The following is a 26018-nucleotide window of genomic DNA, read 5'->3' on the forward strand; positions in this document are numbered from 1 at the left end:
CTTTATATTATGGAGTGAGAACTGGAATTAAGCAACTCCAAGTTGATCACATCATTCTTACTGTTGAGCTTGACTTTCAGAGCTGCGGTTCGTCCTGAACCCGGTCGGGCTCTATCTTGCCTGTTCGCCCGTCGAGCCACCGCTCGAACGCGTTGCGGACGCTCGTCCCCTTCTCGTCCGGCGGCACAGAGGCGAGAAGCTCTTCGCGATAGAGAACATGGTGGGTCTCTGGCGGCGCGGATACACGAGCAGCCTCCTCGAAGGCTTCCTGGGCCGAGGCTCGATCTGCCCTGGCGCGCATAAGGTCGCGCTTCAGCCGAGTTATAAGGCGGCCTACTTCTTCCACCGGAACGCTGTCACGCTTCCAATCGCCCCACTTGTAGTACCAAACGGCTCGCTGATAGGCCTCCTTGGCCAACCTTTCGGCGCGGGTCAGGCCGACCACGTAGAGCGCCTGGTTCTCTAAGACAGGCTTTGGGGTGATCGCGACCCGACCCTCGGCATTGCGGGCCGGCGACCGGTCGAGGCCGGCAGCCTTGCGGTCCGAGGGGGACGCGGGAGATCGCTTGGCTCCCTTTGGACCCTCCAGTTCAGCCTGTTCCATTTTTCGGAGTCGTTGGCGCAGCGTCGGATCGGCCTCGATGATGTCGAGCACCCGTTTGCGGTCCTCACTCGCCTGGCGAAATTTCTTCGACAGCCGCGCGATGAACCGGTCGCGCGTAGCTGGCATCCAGAAAGCCGCTTGCACTCGCGCTTCGTACTCGCTTAGGCGCTTGCGCCGACGGTCGAGACGCCTCAGCCGCGCTATCGGATCCATGGATTGTCCCTCCGAGAATACCGGGCTGGAAGATGATGCTGCACTGTGGCACGGGCGCTCGAAGGCTTCTAGGGTGAGACGATGAGTGATGAGCCACGACAGAACTGGGACGTGCGCATTCTTGAGAAGTGGATCGCGGAGCGTTCTGGCAGCGCCAATACCGAGCCTGGCGTTGAGGAGGTGCTCGTCGCCTTCGCGCGGTGGAAGTCGTGGGAGGGGTCTTACGAAATCGGCGCGGCCCAGGAGAAGGAACGTCTTGACCGACTGCTGAACCGGCTTCCGCCTGAACGCTGGGATGATCTCAAGGAGCTTGTGGGCCAGGTCGACGATGGGCTGCTTCTGGAAGTCATGCACTACTCCGCTCAGAACGCGCTAGCGGAGAGCAAGCAGATGGTTCGCGATCTGGAAAACGCGACCGAGGCATCGGATCGGGACGCAGACAAGAGCAGGTCCGAACCCGATGGCGACCAGGGAGGCGAACCCCGTATGTAATCACGGCGATATGGAGATGCGGAGAGACCGCCGTATCGCCATCCCTCCCCCATTTCAAACCACTCTACCGCGACAGTTCGGCCTCGCTTTGCTTGCCTCTGCGGCTACGCTGCGGCTTTGCATCCGGTGCGGCGAGAGCCTGGGCTTCTTCGCGGCTCAGCGGATACTGGGTGGCGCCGTCGAGGAACGGGCCGTAGCGGCCGGACCGATCCCATAGGGAGCCGCGTACTTCTTTCTCACCGGAACCGCGCTGCCATTTGAGCCAGTAAAGCGGCCGGCGGTCGTTGGCTTCGGCCTGTTCAGCATTGAGCTCGGCTGCTTCAGACTTCAGGACCTTGGCCTTGTTCAATCGGATAACGATCGTGTTCGGATTAAGCTCGTAAGGATTCCCCTCGATCTCTCCCGTCTCCGGATCGACCTGAGCAGCTTCCGCCTTGCTCATCCGGGCGGCGGCAAGGTGGTCCTCTACCCCGGCCCGTGTCGAGAGCGGACGCACCGGTCCTGCCAGGAACGGTTTGTCGCCCTTGCCGACATAATCCCACACCGCGAATTCGAACTGCTCGTCGGGCTTCTCCGGCGACGAGATCGTTCCGCGAAACAACGGCTGGCGGTCGTTGTCCTTTTTCTCAGTCGGTGTCATGCGCTGGTAGCGCGCATCGTGGGGAAGAATGCGGACGAAGTTCGCCTTCACTTTGCCTGTCAGTTGTTGAAGGGGTGATTCCATAGACCTCTCTTTCCTTGATTGATGGTCCAGGGAATCGTGCGGGCTCGGCGCCCGGCCGGTCAACGCGCCTGCGCATTAGCGCGGCAGCAACTAGCCATTGTGACGTCGGGCCGTGTGTAAGGTCCGATGTATGACATCCGACTGACCACTTAAGTGCCGCTCCCCTCACCTTCAGACCACGGCGGCGGAAACGGCGAGCCCGACACCAGCGGGACTTCGGGAGGCTTCTGGATTAGATAGCCGAGATCCTGGAAGGCGGGGCGCCGCTCCAGGACCACGGGATAATCCTCTGAGGCGAATACGAAGGTCTTGTTGCGGTATTTCGGGCCGCGAATCTCGGCTGCAGAAGCGATGGGTCGCCGCTCGCCGGTGAACAGGTTCTCCGTCTCGCCAAGAGTGCGGGAGATATGTTCGGCGAGTCCCTCATCGGGCTTCATATAGCAGCGCACGCGTGCATCTTCCGGAATCGCGCGGCCGGCCTCAAGACCATAGGCCGAGTGGAGCTGGCGGAGGTTCTGCACGAACATCCAGAGCCTTAAACCGGCTCCTCGGCCCACCGCCTGCATCTGGAGGATGCTCTTGAAATTGCCGAGCTGGGGGAGCTCGTCGAGGAAGAACGTGATTGGGGGCTCGCCCGGCGCTGCGGCGTGGTCCAACAGGATCCGCATGTGTTGATAGATCATCAGCCTCAAGAGCGGCGTGAAGCTCGGCAGCTCGCTGGTCGGGACGTGGAGATAGAGCGTGGTGCCCGGCTCATAGCGAAACGCCAGCGGATGCCAATCGCTTGAGCGGGTTACATTCTGAACGAAGCTGCGCTGGCTGAAAGGTGCCAGGTGATTACGGGCGATGTCGAAGATGCTTTCAGCCCGATTGCTCGTCAGGCCAATACCGGAGCGGATCGCGTCTGAGATCGAACAGAGGTCGTGGATGCCATGCTTATCCCCCAGCGCGGCCAGCATCTGCAGTGCGGCCTCGGTGGAATTCTCCAAAATGACCTTGCCGTTCTCTTTGGACCCGTTCGTGTTGATGTTCAGACACTGGGCGAGATGGGACATATTACGCAGGCTCTCCGGAGCACTGATCGCAATCATGGTCGCGAAGGCCCACAGGTAGTTGCGGGCGCGGTTTTCCCAGTAGGGGTCTCTGGTGTCCGGATTGTCTGAGATGATCTCGTAGCCGAAGGCGTCGCAATCGGCGGTGGCCTGGGCCGGATCGTTGGATATGAAGTCGAACGGATTGTAGCAGTGCGACCGCCCGTCCCTGGCGGCGGGCGAGAACCTATAGACGTCTCCGAAATGCGCCGCGCGGTGACCCGCTGTCTGCTCCCAAAGTTCGCCTTTCACGTCCAGAACGATGGCGGAGCCAGGATAGGTCAGGAGGTTCCGGATCACTTGCGAGGTGGTCTTATAAGAGCCCGGTCCGCCGGCCGTGATGAGGCTCTCGTTACCATTGAAGTAGACCGGGCGCTGACTGGCGTCGTCGGTAAAACCCAGCGTCAGCGAGGCCGGTGTCCAGTCGAGCGAGAGCGATGCCGCATTCTCCATGTCCGCCGGTGTCATCAGACGAGGCGTGGAGAAGGGTTCGGGGATTGGCGGCGCCGTACGGGGCGCGGCAGAGGGTGTTGGCGGTGTCGGACTGTGGACAGCCGGGGATGTTGGCGGTGGAGCATAGGCAGGCGTGGCCAGCTTTTTGCTGGCTGCCACGACGCGTCTTCCGGCCTGGGCAACGACCGCCTGATAAGGCGACAGGGTCTGTTGCAGCAACAGCTGAGCAAGGCCGTAGGCGTCATTGATTTTGGGGTGGTGAGCCACAGAGGAATCGGGTTCCAGATAGGCGTAGTTGCCCTCGCCCCAAGCGAGCCGGGCCACGAACGCTTTCCAGTCCTCAAGATCGAGCTCCTGGAGCATCAGCAACCGTGCCATGCCGCGTAAGGTTTCCTGCTCGCGGGTATCGAAGGTGACGGTTGGGCGGCGAATGGTAAAAGCGCCCATCAGATTCGCGGCCTTACCGTGCATGACGGCATGGGTCACTTGCTTGGTGGCGAAGCTGCCGATTGTCATGAACAGATCAACTGCTGAATCGATCTGCCCGCCGAACGAGCTTCCGCCAGGCTTCTTGGAAAACGACTCCCAGATCGCCTGGCTCTTCTTTGGCGGCTCTGCATAGTTCTTGTTTAAGAACTGGTCCAGCTGACGCTTGGTCAGGAGCGACAGGAAATGGCTGAACGGAACGACGATCTCCTCGCTCGGCTCGCGCAGGAGGTAGTCAATGGTGAGAAGGAAATGATCGGGATCGTCCAGAGCCTCAGGGTAATACACGAGCTACGCTTCCCGTCGGGCCTGTGCGCTGCAACTATCGTTTGGGTTCGAAATCATGATCATCATCACGTTCATTGCTGCGCGCCTTCTGAGGCTTTGTGACCCGCTTGCCTGAGGCAGCCCTTCGCTCTTCGGGGCTACCGAAGAGTGTTTTTGTAGCATCGACAACCAGCTGATCAACAGCGGCTTGGTGGTTGGCTAGAGTGCTGGCTGCCGCTTCGCGTTCCGCCACCGCCTTCGCCAGCTGATTGTCATCGACCAATCCCATCCGGTGCAGACAGAAGGCAAAATCAGCCGAGGCTGTTGCCTCCGCAAAGGCGAGATGAGCGCCGTAGCGCTTCTCGTCTTTGGATAGGGTTGCCAGCGGCCAGGCGGCGTCCTCCAGGTTTTGGTGGTGCTCGCGCTGCCGTTTGAGCTCTGCCTCCTCGATGAGATGCTCGCTGCGCAACAGCTTGGCGAGCGTCACGCGCTGGAGCGATGCTCGCCGGTGAGGCTCTGCCGGCAGCTCCCATGTAGTTGCGTCTGCTTTCCGAAACTCGGTAAGACTCTCTCCCATCCGCGCCTGGAGGTCCTTGAGCCGAGCCTCTTTTCCAAAGGCGGAGAGTTTGTATTCGCGATCGCCGCCAACCAGCACGGCCCCTTGCCCCTTGGCCTCAAGGCGCAATCCCAGAGCGGATAAAGCATCGCCGAATTGGCTCCAGCCGCTGGCGCCGTGATAAATTGCCATGAAGGCGGCCTGCAGGTTCTTGTTGATGTCGTTGAATGTCACCGATCCTTCCAATCGGCGGGAACGCTGATAGGCACCGTCCTTCGGCCTGCGCCGGCGTTCGCGATAGAACCTCTCGGGATCGTTGTGGCGGCCGGGGATGTAGTCGCGGCCCATCTCTTCCGACTGACGCCTGAGGCTCTTCTCGATCCGGCGGTAATCGTTCGAGGTCTTCCATGCACGGTGGGTCTCGGGATGCACCCGGTTCACCACGATGTGCACGTGCCGGTGCTCGGTGTCGTTGTGAGCGATGTAGAGCGCCTGGTGCTCGGTCAGCCCGAGATCTTCGCAGGTGGTGTCGGCGACTTGGCGCATGAGCTCGTCGGAGGGCGCCTCATCCCGATGCCATGAGATGACGTAGTGATAGACCGGCTTTTTGACCCGCTTGGATAATGCGGCCGTCGCCCGCATGATGGCCGGCACTTTCTCCGGATCGTCGACCAGCAGATTGCGGGTCTCACACCAAGCGACGCGGTCGGGGTTGTGAGGCTTCTTGCGGTCGCCGTAGAGGAGGTAGCGAACGACGCCTCTGAATCCCTTGCCCGGCTTCGGCACCTTGCCAATCATGCAAGCGCACGCTCCAGGGCGGCGATGGCCTTGCTCATGACGACCTGATGCTGATTGAGCATGTAGATCACCTCAGCGCGGGTGATAGGCACCATGCCCGCATTGGACTGGCGTGCAAGCTGATTGATGTTGGTGCCAAGCTTCTTGATCTGCATGGCGAGTGCATGGATCTCGGCAAGCTGCAGCATCGCCGCGTGCTGACGCGCGCTGCGAGCGCGACCCCCCTTCTCTGCGGTTTCTTCCAGCGTTGCCAGGACTGTTCCGCGAATATACCCGGCGACTGTTTGTCCGGTCGCGTCTGCCTGGCGCGCAAGGGCCTCCGCTTGCGCATCGGTGAACTGGACCTTGATGCGATTGGACAAGGGTTCGGTCTTGCTGTGGCCACTCGCTGGCATCGGTCTTCAAGCCCTCCCGGCGTCTGGGGGACAAGCAATTTGCTCTTGAGGCCACATGCCGAATGAGCAGCCTTTGGGTCCATTTTTGGGCCCAAAGGCATTGCTTGCTCCCACTATGCAGACGATACAGGTGTTGCGCGATTTGTCTCCATACTGCCTGCATAACGAGTGTGCACGAACGTGCCGATGCGCCACGCCTGCAGCGTGACATTTTTGTCGGCGCGGGGGCGCTGCCCCCGGAGCCCCGGGATTTACTGTCAGTGATATCGCGCCCTGAGACTCTGGCCCTCAACACCCCCCTCAGAAGCAATGGGAGCGGGTCTGATAGCTTTTCGAGACCGATAACGACCGGTTTCCCTCAGAGGTAGGCAAAAGCGCAGCTGGGATCGTTAGCGGCGGTGAGTGTTGGCGCGGTTCTGGCTGCGCCGCGCATAGCGGTAATGCTCGGGGAGCGGCGGGTCAGCAAGCTCCTTGATCTGCTCGAAACGCATTGCCAGAAGTTGTCGCGGATCGATGTCGAGTCGGCCGGCAACGTCGGCTATCACGGCCATGCGCACGAGTTCGGCGTTGCGATCAAACTCCGACGCAAAAGCCAGGTGCCCCGGCTCGACATGTAAGACAACACCGCCACCTTCCTCGTCGGAGGTGAAGTAGGTCACCACGGACGCGAAGCGACTTATGTAGACGCGCTGCTCGCCGTTCTCATTTGATAGGGTCATTACCATGGCACCAGGATCGAATTAGGTTGGACCTGTGCCAAGGCACCTTGGTGCCAAGCTATGCACTAAGTTCCAGCTGGTGTCTGTATGGTCGAGGGGCCGTGGCAGCGCCGCTACAGATTGTCGGACAAGGTGGGGGCTTAGTCCGACATTGCGCCCGCCGTTTAAGCGGTGGTTTTCGGAGCCGCCCGTCGCTGGTCATCGAGGCGCGGCGGGCCAGGGCCCCGTCAAGCGGCGCGCGAAGCTCTCATCCTCGCTTGACGGGAGAGGCCGCCGGGCCAGGCCAGCGACCGACCGGGCGGCTCGCCACCGCGTGCGGGTGGTTTTTGGTGAGGCTGGATTAAAACTTCGGCTCGTTTTCCCGATCAGGATCTTGCCGATCGCCCAGGCGTCGCTGGTCTCGATGAGCATCTAATACCACCGAGTCCTCCGTCTTCACTTCCTGAAGTCGGTACGCCCGCTTTGGGTCATCCATGAAGGTGACTGTGTTTGATATGGGATCGATTACACATTCGCGCGCGTCGATGCAGTAGCGGCGGAGCCGCGTTGGATCGGCGGCGCAGAGAAAGTTCTCCCGTTCGGCAAACAGCTCGTCGAGTCTCTGGGTGCGCTCCATAAGGGTGGCGAGCGCCTCATCGAGGCGGTCCGCTGTCGAACTGTCTAGGGATGAGGACCATCCGAACCGGGTGTGGTTCTCTTTCAAAAGCCGCAAAGCGTGCTCGCTTCCGAATTCGTCCGCCGCTTCGATCACTGTCTCAAGCTTGACCGTGGATGGAGCAAGATTGCGCAGGGCGTTCATCGCATCGGCGTAGTTCTGCCGGGCGCGCTCGATATTCCGTTGGATGTTGTCGATATCGGGAGCTTCGGTCACAATCCCGCCCATCGATGATTCAGCTGGCCTTTAAGTCGTGACAGACAATTCCGGGGATCGCAAGAAGTCGCCATATATGCGACCGGCTGAGGCCGCCGAGTATGTCCGGCTCACCGTTTCCACCCTCGCACAGATGCGTGTCGAGCAGCGCGGTCCAAAATACTTCAAGGCCGGTGGACGTGTCCTCTACCGACTGCAGGACTTAGAGGAGTGGGTTGAATCGAGGATATTTTACGGAACCGGGAGCAGTCAGGTCCGAGATCGAGAGTGATGACTACCCACCAAGATATTGCTGAAGCAGCCATCTCGATGATTGGGAGTTCTGAGTGAATGCTTCCGAGGAAAGGGTAGGTTTCATGCAACCGTAGTGTGCGACAAGCCCTGATCGCCAATGATCTAGAATGTTTGGCTGTAGCCGATCCGCCCGTTGAGGGTGGCGAAATCGTCGAACTCCGTCGACACGCGACCCGATACCGAGACGACGCCTGCCTGGCTCACCTGGTAGCGAGCACCGCCCATAAACTCCGCCCAACCGTCGATATTGCCGGCCCCATCGGAAGACACTTCGAAGATATCGAGCACGGCCCCCCGCACCTCCGGATTGTCCGCATCGAGCACCTGCGCCCAGGCGATGGAGCCGAAGACGGTGATGGTCTCGCTGACGTCCGTCTCCTCCATCACGCCGATCTGGCCGACCGTGGTGTTGGTGTCGATGTCCTGGAAGGTCACCGGGAAGGGACCGCCAGTCTCGCGATAGCCGTCGATATGCGCATCGGTATAGGAAAGCTGCACGAAGGGCGTAATGAGGGTTTGCTCACTTGCGCGCATCCCATAGCCCACGCGGCCCAGCACGCCCCAGCCTTCGCCTTGGGTGTCGCCAAAGGATTGGCTAAAATCGACACCGTTCAGATAGCCGCGTGCGATCTCCACGTCGGAAAGATCGCCCCACAAGCCGGCGCCGAACAGACGCAGCCCGGTATCGGGCATATGGGCGAAGTAGCCTCCGACATGGAGTTCGTCGCTCCGGTAGTTGCCGTCCCAGAGTAGGTCGGTGTCCGCCTGCCCTGCACCGATGCTAACGCCCGCCGAGGTCAGCGGCGTGAAGTAGTGGGCCAGCCCCACATCACCCGCGAACTGATCGCCCCCGTCGATATCGTCGCCATTGAAGAATCCACCCGTCCCGAAGGTGAAGAAGCACCAGCCCTTACCGTCCTGATCTTCGGGCCGGATGCAGCGGTGGTTCTCCGCCATCTCGTTCAGACCGGTGAGGGTTGCGCCGATATTGTTGCTGATGGCAAGCGCCGTCGTGGAGATCCCGCTGAAGGAAACCGCCTGCTCGCCCAATGTCGTGAAGCCGGGATCGCGGCCGAGGCGCGCGATGAAGCCTGGAAGCGGTGCCCCCCGGATCTCACCGGTGTTGGAGCCGTCGCCGGAGATGATGAAGAAGTCATCCTGCTCGCGGACCCCGGTGGCGTTGAAGAGGATCCAGGAGCCGATATCCACGCCCTCGGCCTTCAGAACGTCGCCGAGATACTGGCCCTGCTTGCCGTGTTCCTCGCTCCAAAAATAGGCTAGGCGGAAGAGCGGATCTCCGCCTCTCTCGGTGTCGTAGCCGAAGGTCTGATAACCGGCGATGCCCTTGCCGCTCTCGCTGACTCCCAGCGCGACGGAGCCGAGAGGAATGATCGGTCTTCCCTCGATGTCGCCGGAGAAGTCGGAGGCGACCGTTGCCGCGAGGCTCTCGGGAAGATCGAAAACGCCGAGGCCCTGCGCTCCGGACCAAGCGCTGCCGGACCGCGTCCAGCGGACGGCTTCCAGATAAGGTTGACCGTCGCTCCGTGCCGGGCGCTCGCTCCAGCCGACGACGGTGCTCGTATCTGAACTGATGGCGGTCGCCTCGCTTCGGTGCAGGTTTGCAGCCTCGCCGGATAGGCTGAGCAGCGCCTCCATGCCGGTTTCCTGCGTCCAGACGAACGCGTGCGGATTGAAGCTGGAGCTGAACAGATTAGAATCGTCGTCACTGCCCTGGATTACGTGACGTTCAGAGCCTGCGCGGCCGCTCCAGCCGACCACGACCGGGTTGCCGTCATGATCGACCGCGACGCCGTTGGCCACGCTGTCGTCGTCGTCATCGGTGAGATAGTAGAGCCTCCGGGCCGCGTCCCAGCTGGCGGCGCCGGTTCTCACCCAAAGGGCAGCCTGGGTGTTGATGAACCCATCGAGATTGTCCTGGCTGTTCCAGCCGACGGCGAATTTGCCATCGTCACTCACGCCGCGAGCACCGGCAAAATCAAAGTACTCGTGGGGCTTCAGTTCAGTGACGCGCGCATTGGCTTTGGACCAAGGCGCGTTTGCATTGCGGGTCCAGACAACGGCGCGGAAGCGGGGCCCGTCATTGGTGAAACTGCCCGGCGGATCCTCGACAAAGTAGTCGAACTGATCGCGCCCGACGATGGTATCGCCGTCGGCGTCGATGGCGCGGGCCTGAGACCAATACCGATCACGCCCAGTCGGCAGGCCCGTGGTCAGCACAGGCAGCATGAAGGGATCGTCGACCCCCGGACCTCCGTCGAAGTTCGGCGACCAGACAACCGCCATCGTACAGACCGAGCCGGGACCCGGACGGATGGTGTTAACGCTGCAACCTTCGACGTTGGCTTCACCGGCCACATAAGCCCCGCCGACAGACGTGCCCCACGCGAAGGTGTAAACCTCGGAGTCGTTGTCTGGATTCGGGCCCTGATGGCGAAAGTCGGCTTGGGCTATGTCGAACGTAAAGCAATAAAAAATGCCCGCCGCTGCGACGGCAGCGACTTTGAAATAAATATTCACAACTCCCCCAAGGCTAATATGAGCCCCGGACGCGCCGCCGCACGGCCCGCTGGAGGAGCAGCTTACCGAGCGCTCCTCGTAGATCAATCCGCAGGCTGACAATAGTCAGCGGACCTGCGTGATTCTGAGAGAGCTGTGACATTTGTGCAGCGGGGTAGCGGATCGCGAAATTCGGTTGCAGCAACCGATGAGCGCGTTTTAGCCACGAGCAAGACGAGCGCGTTGCAGGAGAGAGCGCAAGTGAGAGGTGGTAGCTATTTGGTAGCTAGACAGGTGAGAGACTAAGGCCTTCTATCCCTAAGTTATTGGAAACACTGGTGACCCCGGCTGGATTCGAACCAGCGACCCTCAGATTAGGAATCTGATGCTCTATCCTACTGAGCTACGGGGCCAGTGGCGCGCATACTGGGCTGCGCCGCCGCGAAGCTCAAGAGGAAGCCGGCGTTTCGCTGTAGATTGCGAAAAGTGAAGCCGGCCCGCTAGCATCAGCCATGGGTATTCGGTGGCGTCTTGCGTTGGGTTTGGTGCTGCTCCTCTGCTGGGCCGGTAAGGCGCTCGGAGCGGAGGGGGCGCCCGATTGCGCGCTATCCGAGCCGGAGCAGGGGACGGTGGTCCAGATCGTCGACGGGGAGACGATCACGCTCGCCGATGGCAGCACGGTGCGTCTGGTGGGGGCGAAGGCGCCCCGGCCGCCTTCCGGGACGGCTGAGGTCGATTGGAGCTTTTCGCAAGAGACACGGGACGCGCTGGAGGCGCTGACCAAGGGGAAGACCGTCTCCTTGCGCTTCGGCGGCAGCCGGACGGATCGGCACGGCTATCTCATGGCGCAGGTCTTCGTTGAAGGCGGGCCGTCGCCCCTCTGGGTTCAGGGGGAGCTGGTTAGCGAGGGCCTCGCCCGGGTCTACAGCCTCTCGGACAATGCCGCGTGCACGGATGCACTCTTAGAGAGGGAAGAGGAAGCTAGGACGGCCCGTCGCGGGCTCTGGGCGTCCGGTTTCTACAGGGTGCGCGATGCGGTTGCCGTCGACCGGATGCGGCGTCTCACGGGCACCTATCAAATCGTAGAGGGCGGGGTGCTGGAGGTGGCAGACGTCCAGGACTGGATCTTCCTGAACTTCGACGAGGATTGGCGGAAGGATTTCACCGTCGTCATCGACAAGAGCGACGCCAAGGCTTTCGCGGAGGCTGGTCTTGACTTGCCAAGTCTCGAAGGCAAGCCGATCCGCGTGCGGGGCTGGATGGAGTGGCGCTACGGCCCATCCATCACGGCGACTCACCCCGAGCAGATCGAGGTGCTGGAGGAGGACGGCACGGCAAAGTCTCCACCGTCTCCTTAGGCCTCCGGTTCTTCCTGGCCATATGCGCCGGTCTTGCGGCCGACCAGACAGTAGCACATGGGGATTTGTGCCGTTCGCCCTTCATAGATGTCGTATTCCGGCTCGCGGATCGTATGAGCGAATTCCTGCAGCGAGACGATGCCGATCCCTGCCTGTATGCAGGCGGTGACGATCTCGCCGAGCCCATGGACGAACCAGTACCCGGTCTCGCCTTCGCCGTGATCCTGACCGTCATAGGCAATCGCCTCGGTCACCTCGTGGGGTCTGCGTTCAAAATAGCTGAAAGCCGGTTCGTATGGCTTCTCGGCGGCCGGATCGAACATCTCCAAAAGGGGATGGGTCTCATAGATCACCAAGGCCCCACCGGGCTTCAGCAGGCCGGCGGCGATGCGGAAGAATTCCGGTAGGTCCGGCATCCAGTTAAGAACGCCGATGGTGATGAGGCCCAAGTCGAATGAGCCGAGTCCGGCGGGCAGATCGTAGACATCGGCTTCGAGCAGCTGCGGTGACAACCCCGCCGCATCGGCGAGTTGCCGGCCTTGCGCCAGAAAGCTTCCGGACTGATCGATCCCCAACGCCGGCTCGATGCCGAGCGCTGCGAGGGACAACAATTCGCGCGCGTTGTTGCAGCCGATCTGCACGGCGGACTTTCCGGAAAGGTCGAGTCCGCGGAGGACCGACGTCAAATGGGTATCGAGCACCGAAAATCCCGGCCGGGCCGCGCTGGCCAACAGTTGCTCCCAAGCTTCGCCTTCGGCGTGGAGCGGGGCGGATGTCTCCCATGCGGCCTTGTTGGCCGCGGTGAAGGCTTTGGTGGTTTTTCGGCTCATGATCGTACGGCAGCTTGGTCAAGGAGAGCGCAGCGCATCTGTCCTTGCGCGCGTCAGAAGACAGGAAAGGGATTCGTTTGCTGGGGCGTGGTCGTTTGAGAAACGATTTGTACGGCCGCAAAAGGAAAGGGCGGGAAAAATCCCGCCCTTCGAACGCGTTCTGAAGAAGCCTGGCTGCTTACGCTGCCTGGTTTTCAGCCTCTTCCGCTTCCTGGGCTGCGTCCTGCGCCGCCTTCAGGCTTTTGGCGCTTTTGGCCAGCAGGTCGTCGATCTTGGCGACGGCCGCGTCGGTCTCGGTCTTCTCGACGGCTGCGATCTCGCGGCCCATACGGTCCAGAGCGGCTTCGTAAAGCTGACGCTCGGAGTAGGACTGCTCGGGCTGAGCCTCGGAGCGATAGAGGTCGCGAACCACCTCGGCGATGGAGATGAGATCGCCGGAGTTGATCTTGGCTTCGTATTCCTGGGCGCGGCGCGACCACATGGTGCGCTTCACGCGGGCCTTGCCCTTCAGGATCTGGAGCGCTTTCTTGACCGTCTTGTCGTCGGAGAGCTTGCGCATGCCGACGATCTCCAGCTTGGAGGTCGGGACGCGCAGGGTCATCTTGTCCTGCTCGAAATTGATCACGAACAGTTCGAGGCTCGCGCCGGCAATCTCCTGCTGCTCGATCTCGTGAATGCGACCGACGCCGTGGGCAGGATAAACGATGAACTCATTGGTGCGAAAACCATGCCGCTGCTGTGGCTTCTTTTTCTTCTCAACCATACTCTCTCGCTTTGCTTTCTTGGGGGACGCGGCGCTCAAGCCGATACTCCTACGCTTTCGGCATCGAAATACCTGCCGCGGACGGAACGCGCCGAATGCGGCCTAACAAATCGATTGATCCACGCTGAAATCTCTGACGCCGGCCATTGTTCCCGGTAAGATGGGGCCGGGAGGCCTGCCGCAGGCGCGGGACCGGGCACAGCAAGCGATGGCAGGACTCCTGCTCGTTCAGCTTTCCCAAAGCTGGAAACAAGGCCTCGTGCCGGAAATGACGATCCTAAGCGGCTCGCCCACCTGCTTTTCGCTCGTTTATGCCCAATTGACGGGCAAATGACCGCCAATTCACGACCCTACCACATTTTGGGCTATTTCGGAAGACGTGCTGCATCGCAAGGCGGTCGAAACGCGCCTTCCCCCTGCGACATTTTATCCTACCGGTAAATGGGCGGTGAGCGGCGGTGCGGTCCAGCTGCCTGTCGGCCTCGTTGGGCTCGCGCGTCTGCTAGTCGCCTTCGCCGGGCTCGGAGCTGAAATACTTCTCGTATTTGCCGTCTACCTTTGCCATCTCGTCGGCGTCTTCGGGCGCCGGCTTCTTGGTCGTGATGTTCGGCCACTCCTCGGAGAACTTGGTGTTCACCTCGAGCCATTTGTCGAGATCCGGTTCCGTATCGGGCTTGATGGCCTCGACGGGGCATTCCGGCTCGCACACACCGCAATCGATGCATTCGTCCGGATGGATCACGAGCATGTTTTCGCCCTCGTAGAAGCAATCCACGGGGCAAACTTCGACACAGTCTGTGTATTTGCACTTAATGCAAACTTCGGTGACGACGTAAGTCATCTCATCTCACACGTGCTAAGGGATCGGCCGGGTGTCTAGGCCGAAATTGCGTCCCTGAAGGCTCCCAACCGGATGGCCTGCCTATAACACTCGCCGGGTTTGCACAAGGCGTCCGGTGGCCGCTCCCGGAATTCGAAGGCTTTGTCGCAATGGTCAGGGATTGGTCGCAAAATAATTCCAAGGCGGGGCGATAATCAGAGAAATCTTGCTAGGCCGTACCAGGCATTCGGGGCTTGCGGGGAACGGATTTCTCAAACAACCAACGCGTCAGCCGCGCATTCGATCCGTCGCGGGCTCCGGGGTGAGGTTCTCGTAGAGGTCCGCCACGGCACTCGCCGGGACCCGGCGTTCGGCGGAATCGATCACCCGTACCACCCAGAGTCTGCCGCCATGGGCTCCGGTCAGCACGTCGCCGGGGCGCACGCGGCGGCTCGGCTTTCGGACACGCTCGCCGTTGAGGCGTATCTTGCCGGCCTCCACCAGGCTCGTGGCGAGGCTGCGGGTCTTCACCAGCCGGGCACACCAAATCCATTTGTCGAGACGCTGACCGTCGGGACGTTCGGATTGGTCGGCTGGGTATCGCACGAAGGCGTCAGTTCCCCTCAGTCCCGCGGGCCATCATGTTGCGCTTGAGCTCTTCTAGGGCGGCGAAGGGCGAGTGGGCCGGATCGGGGGCCTTCTCACGCCGCTCCCGCGGCGGGCGGTTGTTCGGCTTGTTGTTTGGCTTGCCGCCGCGATTCTGGGGTGGACGGCTGCGCTTGCGCTGGCCCTCCTGCTTCGGCGCCCCTCGGCCCCGCCGGGCGTTCCGCTCCTGGGGACGGCCCTGAGCGCGGCGGGAGGGCCGCCAAATCTCGTCGAAACGCTCTTCGGGTTCCGAAGCCTCTTTCGGCTCGTTGGCGCCCTTTTGCGGCTCAGACTTGGCTTCGGTCTCGGCGCCATCGGCTGCAGGCTCCTCAGCCTCGGCCGTGGCGGGCGCCGCAGTCTCCGTCGCAGTCTCCGTCTTGGCCTCTTGGGTCTCCGGCGGCAGCGGGATGCGCTGGCAGCGGAAGCCGAGGGCCTTGAGGATGGACGTGAAGTCCTCGCCGGAGCAGCCGACGACGCTCATGAGCTCGGGCACGACCCGGAAGCCGCCATCGCCCGTGGCGCCGCTGGGCGGCTCGTTCGACGGCTGCTTCTTTTTCTTGGTGCCGGCTCGCTTTGCCAGAGCATCGGAGCGCATGCGGCTCGGCTTCTCTTCCGATTTTTTCTCTTCGGTTTTCGCAGCCTGGTCGGAGGCCTCAGCGGTCGCCGGCGCCGTCTCGCTTTCAGGCGTTTCGGCCGCGGCTGCGGTCTCAGGCTTCGCCTCTGTTGTCGGCTCCGTCTGAGTTGCGTCCGCCGGCTTGGCTTCGGCTTTCGCCTCCGTCTCGGGCTGCGCAGTCTCTTCGGCTTTTGCCGCTTCGGCCTTCACCGGCTCGGTAGGAGCCTGCGCGGATGGCGGGCGCCAACTCACACGCTGGCGGATCAGGTCGGAGAGCCGCTCCAGCATGTCGATGCGCACGGCGCGAGCGCCGGCGACGTGGAAGCCGGCGGCATGCCAGAAGGCGACAGGCACGGATTTGTCGACGGGCACCGAGGTGAGGCCCTGGCTCGGACGCTCGGGCATGGAATCGGGCGTGATGCCGTGGGCCTCGCCGTCATGCAGCACCCAGAGGAGGAGCAGGAGCTCCGCCGCATCGGGCTTCAGGAGCGCCGGCACATATACGTTGAAGCCGCCGAAGCGAAGGCCGTGCTGGCGGAGCTGCCGTCGGGTCGGCTGGTCGAGGGCGCGGATCTCTTCGGCCAGAGCGTCGCGTCGGAGCACGCCGAGATTTTCGGTGAGGCGGAAGGCGAAGCCGCGGGCGAGCCCGGTGAGGTGCTCCGCCTTGGCAAGGGCCAGGAGTGGGCCGATGCGGGCTTCCAGATGATGGTCGAGCCAGGTTTCGAGACGGTTCTCGATGCGCTCGCGGTCCGGTGGCGTCAGATGCTCGCCGGCGATGATCTGAATCCGGGGCTTCAGCGCCGTTTCGCCGCGCTCCAGCCGGGCGATCTCCGCCCCCTTCCAGACCACACGGCCATGGGGCGTGAGCGCGATCTCCGAATCGGGCGCGTCCGACAGGGCCTGGGCCCGGTCCGTCAGCTCCTGGGAGACCACCTTGCTCGCCGCATGGCGCGCAGCCTTGCCGTGAATGCCCTCGCCGCCGGCATCCGCCGTGAAGAGAAAGCCTTGCAACTGGCCGACATAGTGGTTCTCGACCAGGATCTTTCCGTCGCTACCGACCTCCGCCACGAATTCCTCCTTGTCGCGCAGGCGCCGCATCAAGACCGATGTCCGCCGATCGACAAAGCGCAGGGCCAGCCGCTCGTGCAGAGCATCGGAAAGCGTGTCCTCTATCTCGCGGCTGCGTCCTTGCCAATACTCTGGATCCTCGAGCCACTGACCCCGATGAGAGACGAAGGTCCATGTCCGAATTTGGGCAAGGCGCGCCGAAAGGGTGTCGATATCGCCATCGGTGCGTTCACATCTCTCGATTTGCTGCCGGAACCAGTCTGCCGGAATGCGCCCCGAATCGCTCATCACAAAGCCGTAAAGCGTGGCGATGAGCTCCGCATGGCTGGTGGCCGAGATCTTCCGGTAGTCGGGGATCTGACACATTTCCCAGAGCAGGCCAATGGCGGCCGGCGCCTTGGCCATCTCGCGGATCTTATCGTCTGACGAGACATTCTCCAGGGCGATGACGTCGTCGACCATACGTGCGCGCATCAGCCGCCGGTTGTCCGGCGTCACCTTCAGGCTTTCCTTCAGCCGGTCGATGGAGCCGTAGTCGAGCTTACGGTTGCGCCATTGCAGTGTCGTGACGGGATCGAAGTGATGGTCCTCAAGCTGGGTCACCAACTCCGGATCGAAGGGCGGGACCTTGCCCGTCACCCCGAAGGTGCCGTCGTTCATGTAGCGCCCGGCGCGGCCGGCGATCTGACCGAGCTCCGATGCGCTCAAGTTGCGGTGGACCCGGCCGTCGAATTTGCGGATGCCGGCGAAGGCCACGTGATCGACATTGAGGTTCAGCCCCATGCCGATGGCATCCGTGGCGACCAGGAAATCCACATCGCCGTTCTGATAAAGCGCGACCTGGGCGTTGCGGGTGCGGGGCGAGAGCGCGCCGAGCACGACCGCGGCTCCACCGCGCTGGCGGCGCACCAGCTCGGCGATGGCGTAGACCTCGTTGGCCGAGAAGGCGACGATGGCCGTGCGCCGGGGCAGGCGGGTGATCTTCTTGTCGGCTGCGTAGGTGAGCTTGGAGAGCCGGGGCCGCGAGACCAGATTGGCGCCGGGCAGGAGATCGTGGATCGCCTCGCGCATGGTGGCGGCGCCCAGAAGCAGCGTCTCGTTGAGCCCCCGGGCATTGAACAGCCTATCGGTGAAGACATGGCCGCGCTCGTCGTCGGCTGCGAGCTGGATCTCGTCGATGGCCACGAAATCCGCCTCGATATCCATCGGCATGGCCTCGACCGTGCAGATGTAATAGCGGGCGTTGGCCGGTTTGATCTTCTCCTCGCCGGTGATCAGCGCGACTTGGGAGGCGCCGATGCGGGCCACGACCTTGTCGTAGACTTCGCGGGCGAGCAGGCGCAGCGGCAGGCCGATGATGCCGACATCATGGGCCAGCATCCGCTCGATGGCGAGGTGGGTCTTGCCGGTGTTGGTGGGGCCGAGCACCGCCGTGACGCCCCGGCCGCGCAACTGTGCGCCGCGGCTGACGGGGCCGCCGGATCTCGGAGCTGACGGAGAACTCATCCTCGCCACCTTTCAGGCTTGCGACGGGGAAATCAAGGTGAATCCCGGAACGGGCCGGGAACGAATCTCGTCCGAATCGCTGACTCTCGATGATTCCTGCTTCGTTCTTGTGACTCGGGCGTCTACGCCACGTGAAGCGGGTCAGATCGATCGAAATCGCTCAGACTCTCGGATGGAAACAGCGCGAGAACAGAGTCGGACCGAATCAGGGGGGTGTTAATTTTCCGGCTCTGTTCCCTACGACATGTAGTGTTTCGAGGGGGCGCCGTTAAGGTTTGGCGAGCTGGCTCGGCTAGCTTTTCAGCGACTTTCGCAGCTTTGCTTCCCGTTCCAGGGTCTAGGGCGTGCCCATCTCGGCAAAATCGGCCGACTCGTAGAGCGGGCGGATCTCGATCTCGCTCGGCCCCGGCATGGGGTTCGGGCAGCGCTTCACCCATTCCACGGCCTCAGCCATATCCTTCACCTCCCAAAGCCAGTAGCCGGCGACCAGCTCGCGGGTCTCGGTGAAAGGACCGTCGATGACCTTGCGGCTCTTGCCGTCGAAGGCGACGCGCTTGCCGTCCTTGGACGGTTTCAGCCCATCGCCGTCCAGCAGAATGCCCGCGGCCACCAGCTCTTCGTTGAACTTGCCCATCTCCTCCATGAGCCGGGCGAACTCTGCGGTCGGGTTGAGGCCCTCTTCGGAGTCTTCCGTGGCTTTCACCAGGACCATCACTTTCATCGTGGTGTCTCCTCAAGGTTGGCGGCTCCAATTAGCCGTCCTGTCCTCATGACGAATGAAGCCCGGACAATTCGACATCAGGAAGAAAATTTTCTGTCGGGGAGAGCAAAAGGGCATGGAGAAACCATCCGGGAACGAACACCGCACGAATCAGGGGAGTGTTAATCTTCGCCCTCTGTTCCCCGCAGAACACGGGGCTTTACGGAGGGGCCGTTAACTTTTGGGTGGAAGCGATGCAGCGTCGGCTGGCAGATCAGTCGAGGCTGGCGCGCTTGGCGCCGGAGACCTGGAACGAGGTCGCGGTGGCGACGCCGTAGCCGATAGAGGTCGGGATCGAGACCTTATAGGGCACGTAGAGGCCGGTGCCGGCCATGGGGACCAGCCAGAGCTCGATCTCTTCGGTGGTGGAGAGCATGCGCACCCCGTCGTTGGACGGGCGATGGCCGCTTACGGGCACGTATTTTGCCTTGCAGACGACAGCGGGGCCGGAATAGGCGCCGCCCTTCGGGATATCCACCCGGCGCTTGGGGCTCAGCTTGATGTCGAAGCGCATCCGCCCATCGAAGACCGGCACGGTCTGGCGGCAGACGCTCAGATCGCCGCTAGTGTCCGTGGAGCGGGCGAACAGGAACGCCGCGCTCATGGGATCGAGAGAATTCCTGAGCTGCTTGGCCGTGATCGGCACGGTGTCGGCCTGGGGCTCCTTGCGGGGCACGAGGTCGAGCTCGGTCACGGTGCCCTTGGCGAAGGACATGCGGACCTCTTCCACCGCCTTGCCGCCGCGATAGCTCAGCAGGTACTGGGCGGGCTGGATCCCGTCGGAGGTGACCCGGCCGGTGCTGGCCGTCGTGCCCTTCCACTTGTAGAGCAGACCCTCCAGGAGGGAGAAGTTGCCGACGCCCGTGGTGCGGTAGGCGGTGCCCTGAATGGTGGTGGTGAGCTTGAAGTCGCCGAGATTGATCCTGGCGAGACGGACATTGTAGCTCGCCCGGATGGTGGCGTTCTCGGCCAGTGCCTGCTTGCTGCCGTCCTGGGCGGAGGCACTGCTTGCGGGCAGTACCGCGCTGGCGCCGCAGAGAAGTGCCGCGAGGCCCAAAGAGGTGAAAAGTTTCCGGCCAGGCCGCATCGATGGTATTCCCCGTCTGGTTGCCGCAATTGTGCGACTCACCGCCTAAATTTCAGGCTATTCGCAGCTTTCGTCAATTCCGAGGCGAGGTCGGGACTGAAATCGAGGCTTCCCCGGCTTGACCGCAGCGCGTCAGCCCCGTATATGACGGGCCGCTGTCAATAAATTTCCGGTGCTGTTGCTTCGCTTGAGCGACGCCTTCGGATCGACGGCTTCCGAACTTACTTGAAGAATAAGGACGAACGCGATGGCCCGCCGTTGCGAGCTGACAGGAAAAGCAGTGCTCACGGGCAATAATGTGAGCCACGCCCACCGCAAGACCCGGCGGCGGTTTCTGCCGAATCTTTGCAATGTCACGCTGCAGAGCGAGACGTTGAAGAAGAGCGTGAAGCTGACGGTCAGCGCCTCTGCGCTCCGCTCCGTGGAGCATCGCGGCGGCCTCGACGGGTTCCTGCTCAAGGCCTCGGATGAGGGGCTGTCCCTCAAGGCCAAGCGGCTCAAGCGCGAGCTGAAGAAGGCCCAGGCGCCGGAAGCTCAGGCCTCCTAAAGACCAGTCTCTTTAGACAATGCTGCAAAGCGGTGGGCTCGCCCCGCCGCTTTTTGCGTTGTGGCGCGCGTTATTCACTCATCCCGCACTGTCTTGCCGCTCCGGTCCCTTAAGCGTGAACTGCAGGATCAGGGTGCGCTGAAGCTTCAGGAAATTGTCGTCGGACATGATGGTCAGAACGGTCTGGCCGTCCGATTCCTCGTGGGCGCCGATCGCTTCCATATTGTCGATATTGAAGGCGTTCTGCACTTCGAGCAGGACTTCGCCGTGAAGCACCGCGCCGGGCTTTATCTCGCTTGCAGGCACCCGGCGGATGCGCATTTCCATGCCATGGCTCAGGCTCAGCCGCCGCTCCAGCATGACGAGATCGCCGCCCGGCAGCACCGTCATATCGGTGATGGTGAAGTCGCCGATATCCTCCAGAGCAAGCGTGCCCGGTGATAGGCCGCCGATGATCCAGCCCACGAGAGCGCCGGAGGAATTGTGCCGCTCTTGCGAGAATGCCAGGAGGCCGCCGTTTGCCGGTCCTGCTTTCAGGAAAGCGAGGGCCTCGATGCCCGCATTTCCGTTCAGAGTGTTGTCGGGCAGGGGCACCGATCCGTCGGGCGGACCGAAGCCGTTCGCATCGAACGGATAGCGGTCGATGCGGTGGTCAACCTCGAAGGCGATATAGGCTTCGCCGCTCTTGGTGCCGGGGGACTTCAGGGCGATCGCCTCGGCGTCCCGGCGAGAGAAGCTCGCCAGCGGCTTGCCATCCTTGGCGAGCAAGGGGCCGATCGCCGCGTTGCTCAAACCTTTGAGGAAACGCCCGTCATAGTCGAGATCGGCGCGGAGCCATGTGCCGGCATCGGAGATGGCGATGAGCTGATCGCCCGAAGGGTCGATCGCCAGGGCCGAGTAGCCGCCGAAATGGTTTGAGTTGGCGTAGAGGGTGAGGCCGCGGCGGAAGACGAGCTTGCCGAAGGCCTTGCGGTCCGGATCATTCCGATCGAAATCGACGGGGAGGGCCGTGATCTCGATCTTCGTCGGCTTGGAGAGCGGCGTCCAAGGCTTGCTGGCGACCGCCACGCCGGCCGCGGCCAAGGCCAGCAGGAAGCCCGCCCCCAACAGCGAAAGAAGGAGCCAGCGGCGGCGAAGACGGCCGCGGGGCTTGGCACCCGCCATCTAGTGGACGCGGCGCCGCTTGATGCGGGCGTCGGAGGAGCCGTTCCGGTGCAGCTCGCGCCAGGTCATGTCTTCGTCGAAGAGCTCCGCCAGCTTGTCGGTAAGCGCGCCCGCCAGCTCTTCGGCATCGGTAATGGTGACGGCCCGGCGATAGTAGCGGGTGACGTCGTGGCCGATGCCGATGGCCAGCAGCTCGACGGGCGAGCGAGTCTCAATCTCCTTGATGACCTGGCGGAGATGGCGCTCCAGATAGGCGCCGGAATTCACCGAAAGCGTCGAATCGTCGACCGGGGCGCCATCTGAGATCATCATCAGGATGCGGCGCTGCTCGGGCCGACCCAGCAGGCGGTTATGGGCCCAGGCGAGCGCCTCGCCGTCGATATTCTCCTTCAGTAGCCCTTCGCGCATCATCAGGCCGAGATTGCGTCTGGCGCGCCGCCAGGGCGCATCCGCCGATTTGTAGACGATGTGGCGGAGGTCGTTCAGGCGGCCGGGCAGGCTCGGCTTGCCGGCGTTCAGCCATTGCTCGCGGGATTTGCCGCCCTTCCAGGCGCGGGTGGTGAAGCCGAGGATCTCGACCTTCACGCCGCAGCGCTCCAGGGTGCGCGCCAGGATATCGGCGCAGCAGGCGGCGACCATGATGGGCCGGCCGCGCATGGAGCCGGAATTGTCGAGTACCAGGGAGACGACAGTGTCGCGGAAATCCATGTCCCGTTCCTGCTTGTAGGAGAGGGGGTGCATGGGATCGGTGATCACCCGGGAGAGCCGGGCGGCGTCGATCATGCCTTCCTCGAGATCGAAATCCCAGGCGCGGCTCTGCTGGGCCAGAAGGCGCCGCTGGAGGCGGTTGGCAAGCCGGGCCACGGCGCCGTGCAGCGTGTCGAGCTGCTTGTCGAGGAAGGCGCGCAGGCGGCTCAGCTCTTCCGCATCGCACAGCTCTTCTGCGCCGACGATCTCGTCGAAGGCGCGGGTGAAGACCTTGTAGCCGAAGCCTTCCGGGTCATCGAGAACGGAGGTGTTGGGCTGGAACAGCTCAGCCGGGACCGGAGCCTCGGTGAGCTCTTCGTCGGAATCGACCTGGTCCGTGGTGGCTTCGTCGCTGACGTCGCCTTCCATGCCCGAGCTGTCCTGCTCGCTCTGCTGGTCCGAGTCGGCCTCGGCCCGATCCTCGCCTTCGGAATCCTCGCCCTGGGCCTCGGCCTGATTGGTGTCGCCCTCGTCCTCGTCGTTCTCCTGGGCCTCGCTCGACTGCTCGTCGAGCTGGTCGGAGAGATTGAGGGCAGCCAGCAGATCGCGGGTCAGGCGCCCATAAGCCTCCTGATCGAAGATCTCGTCGGCCATGCGGTCGATCAGCCCTTCGGCGCGCTCCTGGATCCAGGGGCGCCAAGCATTGGCGATGGCTTGTGCCTTCTCCGGCGGCGGCTCGTTGGTCAGACGCTCGCGGACCAGAAGCCCCAGGGCATCGGAGAGCGGCGCCTCAGACTTGTCGTCGCCTTCGCCGAAACGGCTCTTCTCGTATTTCTGATTGATCTTGGCGGCGAGGTTCTTGGCAACGCCTTCCATGCGGCGGGCGCCGATCGCCTCAACGCGAGCCTGCTCGATGGCCTCGAAGATCGCCCGTCCCTCGCCGGAGCCCGGCGCGAGTTTCTTGTGCACGGCCGGATCGTGACAGGCGATGGAAAGTGCCGCCGAATCGGCCTGGCCGCGGATCGTGGCGATCTCGTCTTCCGTCGGCACGCGAGAGGGTTCGGGCAGCTTCACCGCCTTGCCCACTTGCGAGGGCTGCTCGGTGGAGAAGGACACCTCGACGTCCTTGTCGTTGGCGAGCGCCCGGCAGGTCATGGACACAGCCCGCTTGAAGGGATCGAGCGGGAGCTCTTTCCGCTTCGGGATGGCCATGGGCTTAGCTCAACGCCACGTTGGCGGTCGACTGGGGCAGATCCTCGCCGAAGCACCGCTGATAGAACTCGGCGATCAGGCCGCGTTCCAGCTCGTCGCACTTGTTCAGGAAGCTCAGGGCGAAGGCGAAGCCGACATCGCCGAAGATCTCGGTGTTCTCCGCCCAGGTGATGACCGTGCGCGGGCTCATGACCGTGGAGAGATCGCCGTTGATGAAGGCGTTGCGGGTCAGCTCGGCGACGCGGACCATGTTGCTGATGGTCTTGCGGCCCTTCTCCGTGTCCCAGCTCTTCACCTTGGAGAGGACGATCTTCACCTCGTCGTCATGGGGCAGATAGTTCAGGGTCGCGACGATGGACCAACGGTCCATCTGGCCCTGGTTGATCTGCTGGGTGCCGTGATAGAGGCCCGACGTGTCGCCCAGACCGATGGTGTTGGTGGTGGCGAAGAGCCGGAAGGCCGGGTGGGGCCGGATCACCTTGGACTGGTCGAGCAGGGTGAGGCGGCCTGAGACCTCCAGAACGCGCTGGATCACGAACATCACGTCCGGGCGGCCGGCGTCGTATTCGTCGAAGACGAGCGCGGTGTTGGTCTGCAGCGCGTAAGGCAGGATGCCTTCCTTGAACTCGGTGACCTGCTTGCCGTCCTTCAGGACGATGGCGTCCTTGCCGACCAGATCGATACGACTAACATGGCTGTCGAGATTGATGCGGATGCAGGGCCAGTTCAGGCGGGCGGCGACCTGCTCGATATGGGTCGATTTGCCCGTGCCGTGATAGCCCTGGATCATCACCCGGCGGTTGTGCTTGAAGCCCGCCAGGATGGCCAGGGTCACGTCGTGATTGAACTGATAGTCCGGATCGAGCTCGGGCACATGCTCGTCGCCCTTGGAATAGGCCGGGACTTCAAGATCGGTGTCGAGGCCGAAGACCTGCCGCACCGAAACCTCCATATCGGGTAAGGGGGCAGTCTCGCCGGAAGTGTCAAAGCTCATGGGTACTCAGGCGCCTGTATTTCGCTTGTTTTCGAGGCTCGTCGGGGGTGAGCCGTTCGGATAGGGCAAGATCGACGCGCGCTTAGGCGAGCCCTACCTCTCGAAGATAATTATAGGCTTGGATGGCCTCACGCAACTTGTCCTCGGTGGAACGGTCGCCACCATTGTGGTCCGGATGATGGCGCATCACCAGTTCCTTGAACCGGGCGCGGATCTCCTTCTTGCTGGCGCCCACCTCCAGGTTGAGCTGGCGCAGGCATTTCCGCTCCGCCTTCATCAAGGGACGGCCGTTATTGGTGTTCTGGCGCGCCGTCTGCTCCTGGGCGTCCTCGCGGAAAAGATCGAAGGGATCGTGCACGCCGAACGCATAGGCATAGGCCTTGGCGGCATCGGCGTTGGCCCGGCTTGAGGAATTCTCCGAAGACCGTCCGCCCATGCCCCAGGTGGGGCGATGGCCGATCACGTCGTCCTTCAGATGCTGGGCCATGGCGTCGTCGGAGAGGCCCTCGAAATAGTTGTAGGACTTGTTGTACTGGCGGACGTGATCCAGGCAGAAGCGATAGTACTGTCCTTCACGCCCGCGGCCCTTCGGGGCGGGATAGCGCGCGGATTCGGCGCAGTCCTTCCATTCGCAGAGCGGTCCCGGATCGCGCACCCGGCGGTCGTCTTGCGGCTTTACGCGCAGGCGGTCGAAGAATTTTGAATCAAGCTTCATGGTGGCCATTATGGGAAGCACATCGGTACAGAACAAGAATGGCTCGGACGTCTCGTCCGCGGTATACTGACCGATAAAGGCGACACAGCCGAACCAGTTCCAACGAGTCAGATTCGGAGCGGCAAAGCACGCATTTATGACCCTCGAGAATGCAATCAAAGAAAAGTTGACGAAGGCCTTCGCGCCGGCCGGCCTCAAGGTGGTGAACGAATCTCACCTCCATGCGGGGCATGCGAGCTCGCCGGGCACGGGCGAAAGCCATTTCGCCGTTGTGGTCGTGGCGGACGCGTTCGACGGCAAGTCGCGGGTGGAGCGACACCGCATGGTCAACGAGGCGCTCGCGGACGAGTTGGCGGGCGGCATCCATGCGCTCGCGATCCGCGCCATGACGCCTGCGGAGCACGAAGACGCGAAGGCCGCGGCGGAGAGCTAGGCTCTTCCCCGATCCGACCTTTCGGCTGTTCTCAACGCATCCCAAATTTTATTTTTGCCTGCGAGGCCCGGCGCCGGAACCGCGGTGACGGAGCGGCGTTCATTGTCGCGCTCGCCCATCATGGGCGGCCCCATCGAAAGGCAAAGGCCATGAACAAGGATCGTGCAAAAGGTTCGGCCAATCAGGCCAAAGGCAAGCTCAAGGAAGCGGCCGGCAAGGTCACCGGCGATGCCAAGCTGAAGAGCGAAGGCAAGGCCGATCAGGCCAAGGGCAAGGTTCAAAACGCCGTTGGTGGCGCAAAGGACGCCGTCCGCGGCCGCTAGGTCCTCACTCCAA

The 26018-nt window shown here is 62.6% G+C and carries 24 protein-coding genes, 1 tRNA gene and 1 pseudogene; 6 read left to right on the forward strand and 20 right to left on the reverse strand.

The genetic code is table 11. The features are described from left to right. Nucleotides 1–76: 76 nt before the first annotated feature. Entirely contained in the window at nt 77–730 is a 654-nt protein-coding gene (locus ACFQ2F_RS03435) for a hypothetical protein (RefSeq protein WP_379085728.1), read from the reverse strand. Between the two features lie 168 nt (nt 731–898). On the opposite strand from ACFQ2F_RS03435, the gene ACFQ2F_RS03440 reads away from it, so the two are divergent. Continuing rightward, the gene (locus ACFQ2F_RS03440; protein WP_379085730.1) at nt 899–1309 is read left to right on the forward strand and encodes a hypothetical protein; all 411 of its coding nucleotides are present in this window, start codon (nt 899–901) and stop codon (nt 1307–1309) included. A 64-nt stretch (nt 1310–1373) separates the two neighbouring features. Here the strand turns inward: ACFQ2F_RS03440 and ACFQ2F_RS03445 are convergent, their stop codons facing one another. The 6 genes from ACFQ2F_RS03445 to ACFQ2F_RS03470 all read right to left on the reverse strand — a co-directional run bounded on the left by ACFQ2F_RS03445 (nt 1374) and on the right by ACFQ2F_RS03470 (nt 7681). Continuing rightward, entirely contained in the window at nt 1374–2096 is a 723-nt protein-coding gene (locus tag ACFQ2F_RS03445; protein WP_379085733.1) for a hypothetical protein, read from the reverse strand. An 86-nt stretch (nt 2097–2182) separates the two neighbouring features. Beyond that, a complete protein-coding gene (locus tag ACFQ2F_RS03450; protein ID WP_379085736.1) occupies nt 2183–4351 on the reverse strand; it encodes a type IV secretory system conjugative DNA transfer family protein in 2169 nt (722 codons plus the stop codon). A 34-nt stretch (nt 4352–4385) separates the two neighbouring features. Beyond that, nucleotides 4386–5672, reverse strand: coding sequence for a relaxase/mobilization nuclease domain-containing protein (locus ACFQ2F_RS03455; RefSeq protein WP_379085740.1), 1287 nt, complete (start codon nt 5670–5672; stop codon nt 4386–4388). 8 nt (nt 5673–5680) lie between these two features. Beyond that, complete coding sequence (mobC, locus tag ACFQ2F_RS03460; protein ID WP_379085743.1) at nt 5681–6046, reverse strand: plasmid mobilization relaxosome protein MobC; 366 nt, start codon at nt 6044–6046, stop codon at nt 5681–5683. Between the two features lie 422 nt (nt 6047–6468). Continuing rightward, a complete protein-coding gene (locus ACFQ2F_RS03465) occupies nt 6469–6798 on the reverse strand; it encodes a hypothetical protein (RefSeq protein ID WP_379085745.1) in 330 nt (109 codons plus the stop codon). 340 nt (nt 6799–7138) lie between these two features. Next, nucleotides 7139–7681 (reverse strand): hypothetical protein, encoded by a 543-nt coding sequence (locus ACFQ2F_RS03470; RefSeq protein WP_379085748.1) that lies wholly within the window; start codon nt 7679–7681, stop codon nt 7139–7141. A gap of 64 nt (nt 7682–7745) precedes the next feature. Here ACFQ2F_RS03470 and ACFQ2F_RS03475 point away from each other — a divergent pair, with 64 nt between their 5' ends. Further along, complete coding sequence (locus ACFQ2F_RS03475; RefSeq protein ID WP_379085751.1) at nt 7746–7940, forward strand: helix-turn-helix transcriptional regulator; 195 nt, start codon at nt 7746–7748, stop codon at nt 7938–7940. A gap of 125 nt (nt 7941–8065) precedes the next feature. Here ACFQ2F_RS03475 and ACFQ2F_RS03480 read toward each other — a convergent pair whose 3' ends face one another. Next, entirely contained in the window at nt 8066–10267 is a 2202-nt protein-coding gene (locus tag ACFQ2F_RS03480; RefSeq protein WP_379085754.1) for an autotransporter domain-containing protein, read from the reverse strand. Nucleotides 10268–10816: 549 nt separating this feature from the next. Next, a tRNA-Arg gene (locus ACFQ2F_RS03485) sits at nt 10817–10893 on the reverse strand. A gap of 99 nt (nt 10894–10992) precedes the next feature. On the opposite strand from ACFQ2F_RS03485, the gene ACFQ2F_RS03490 reads away from it, so the two are divergent. Beyond that, the gene (locus ACFQ2F_RS03490) at nt 10993–11838 is read left to right on the forward strand and encodes a thermonuclease family protein (protein WP_379085757.1); all 846 of its coding nucleotides are present in this window, start codon (nt 10993–10995) and stop codon (nt 11836–11838) included. Here ACFQ2F_RS03490 and ACFQ2F_RS03495 read toward each other — a convergent pair. The 7 genes and pseudogenes from ACFQ2F_RS03495 to ACFQ2F_RS03525 all read right to left on the reverse strand — a co-directional run bounded on the left by ACFQ2F_RS03495 (nt 11835) and on the right by ACFQ2F_RS03525 (nt 19930). Next, the gene (locus ACFQ2F_RS03495; protein ID WP_379085760.1) at nt 11835–12668 is read right to left on the reverse strand and encodes a class I SAM-dependent methyltransferase; all 834 of its coding nucleotides are present in this window, start codon (nt 12666–12668) and stop codon (nt 11835–11837) included. The genes ACFQ2F_RS03490 and ACFQ2F_RS03495 overlap by 4 nt on opposite strands. 178 nt (nt 12669–12846) lie before the next feature. Beyond that, nucleotides 12847–13464 (reverse strand): annotated as a pseudogene (locus tag ACFQ2F_RS03500) (CarD family transcriptional regulator); the annotation flags it as partial. Between the two features lie 469 nt (nt 13465–13933). Next, a complete protein-coding gene (gene fdxA / locus ACFQ2F_RS03505; protein ID WP_379085763.1) occupies nt 13934–14272 on the reverse strand; it encodes a ferredoxin FdxA in 339 nt (112 codons plus the stop codon). Nucleotides 14273–14539: 267 nt separating this feature from the next. Beyond that, on the reverse strand, nt 14540–14857 hold the full coding sequence (locus ACFQ2F_RS03510; protein WP_379085766.1) for an RNA-binding S4 domain-containing protein: 318 nt from the start codon (nt 14855–14857) through the stop codon (nt 14540–14542). A 7-nt stretch (nt 14858–14864) separates the two neighbouring features. Further along, nucleotides 14865–18083, reverse strand: coding sequence for a helicase-related protein (locus tag ACFQ2F_RS03515; protein WP_379085768.1), 3219 nt, complete (start codon nt 18081–18083; stop codon nt 14865–14867). Between the two features lie 337 nt (nt 18084–18420). Further along, nucleotides 18421–18804, reverse strand: a complete 384-nt coding sequence (locus tag ACFQ2F_RS03520) for a YciI family protein (protein ID WP_379085771.1) — start codon at nt 18802–18804, stop codon at nt 18421–18423. 253 nt (nt 18805–19057) lie between these two features. Next, on the reverse strand, nt 19058–19930 hold the full coding sequence (locus ACFQ2F_RS03525) for a DUF3108 domain-containing protein (protein ID WP_379085774.1): 873 nt from the start codon (nt 19928–19930) through the stop codon (nt 19058–19060). A gap of 247 nt (nt 19931–20177) precedes the next feature. Between ACFQ2F_RS03525 and rpmB the strand changes: the two genes are divergently transcribed. Continuing rightward, nucleotides 20178–20477 carry a 50S ribosomal protein L28 gene (rpmB, locus tag ACFQ2F_RS03530; protein WP_379085777.1) on the forward strand — a complete coding sequence of 100 codons (300 nt, stop codon included), beginning with the start codon at nt 20178–20180 and terminating at the stop codon, nt 20475–20477. Nucleotides 20478–20555: 78 nt separating this feature from the next. Here rpmB and ACFQ2F_RS03535 read toward each other — a convergent pair whose 3' ends face one another. The 4 genes from ACFQ2F_RS03535 to ACFQ2F_RS03550 form a co-directional block, all read right to left on the reverse strand. Beyond that, nucleotides 20556–21641 carry an esterase-like activity of phytase family protein gene (locus ACFQ2F_RS03535; protein ID WP_379085780.1) on the reverse strand — a complete coding sequence of 362 codons (1086 nt, stop codon included), beginning with the start codon at nt 21639–21641 and terminating at the stop codon, nt 20556–20558. Further along, nucleotides 21642–23540: a cobaltochelatase subunit CobT gene (cobT, locus tag ACFQ2F_RS03540; protein ID WP_379085783.1), complete on the reverse strand. Its 1899-nt coding sequence runs from the start codon at nt 23538–23540 to the stop codon at nt 21642–21644. A gap of 4 nt (nt 23541–23544) precedes the next feature. Then, nucleotides 23545–24534, reverse strand: coding sequence for a cobaltochelatase subunit CobS (gene cobS / locus ACFQ2F_RS03545; protein WP_379085786.1), 990 nt, complete (start codon nt 24532–24534; stop codon nt 23545–23547). Nucleotides 24535–24616: 82 nt separating this feature from the next. Further along, nucleotides 24617–25249 carry a J domain-containing protein gene (locus tag ACFQ2F_RS03550; protein ID WP_379085789.1) on the reverse strand — a complete coding sequence of 211 codons (633 nt, stop codon included), beginning with the start codon at nt 25247–25249 and terminating at the stop codon, nt 24617–24619. A gap of 136 nt (nt 25250–25385) precedes the next feature. Here ACFQ2F_RS03550 and ACFQ2F_RS03555 point away from each other — a divergent pair, with 136 nt between their 5' ends. Then, the gene (locus ACFQ2F_RS03555) at nt 25386–25682 is read left to right on the forward strand and encodes a BolA family protein (protein ID WP_379085791.1); all 297 of its coding nucleotides are present in this window, start codon (nt 25386–25388) and stop codon (nt 25680–25682) included. 149 nt (nt 25683–25831) lie between these two features. Beyond that, the gene (locus ACFQ2F_RS03560; protein WP_379085794.1) at nt 25832–26005 is read left to right on the forward strand and encodes a CsbD family protein; all 174 of its coding nucleotides are present in this window, start codon (nt 25832–25834) and stop codon (nt 26003–26005) included. The last annotated feature ends 13 nt before the right edge of the window (nt 26006–26018 follow it).

The organism is Methyloligella solikamskensis, from assembly GCF_042676065.1.
Classification (GTDB): Bacteria; Pseudomonadota; Alphaproteobacteria; order Rhizobiales; family Methyloligellaceae; genus Methyloligella; species Methyloligella solikamskensis.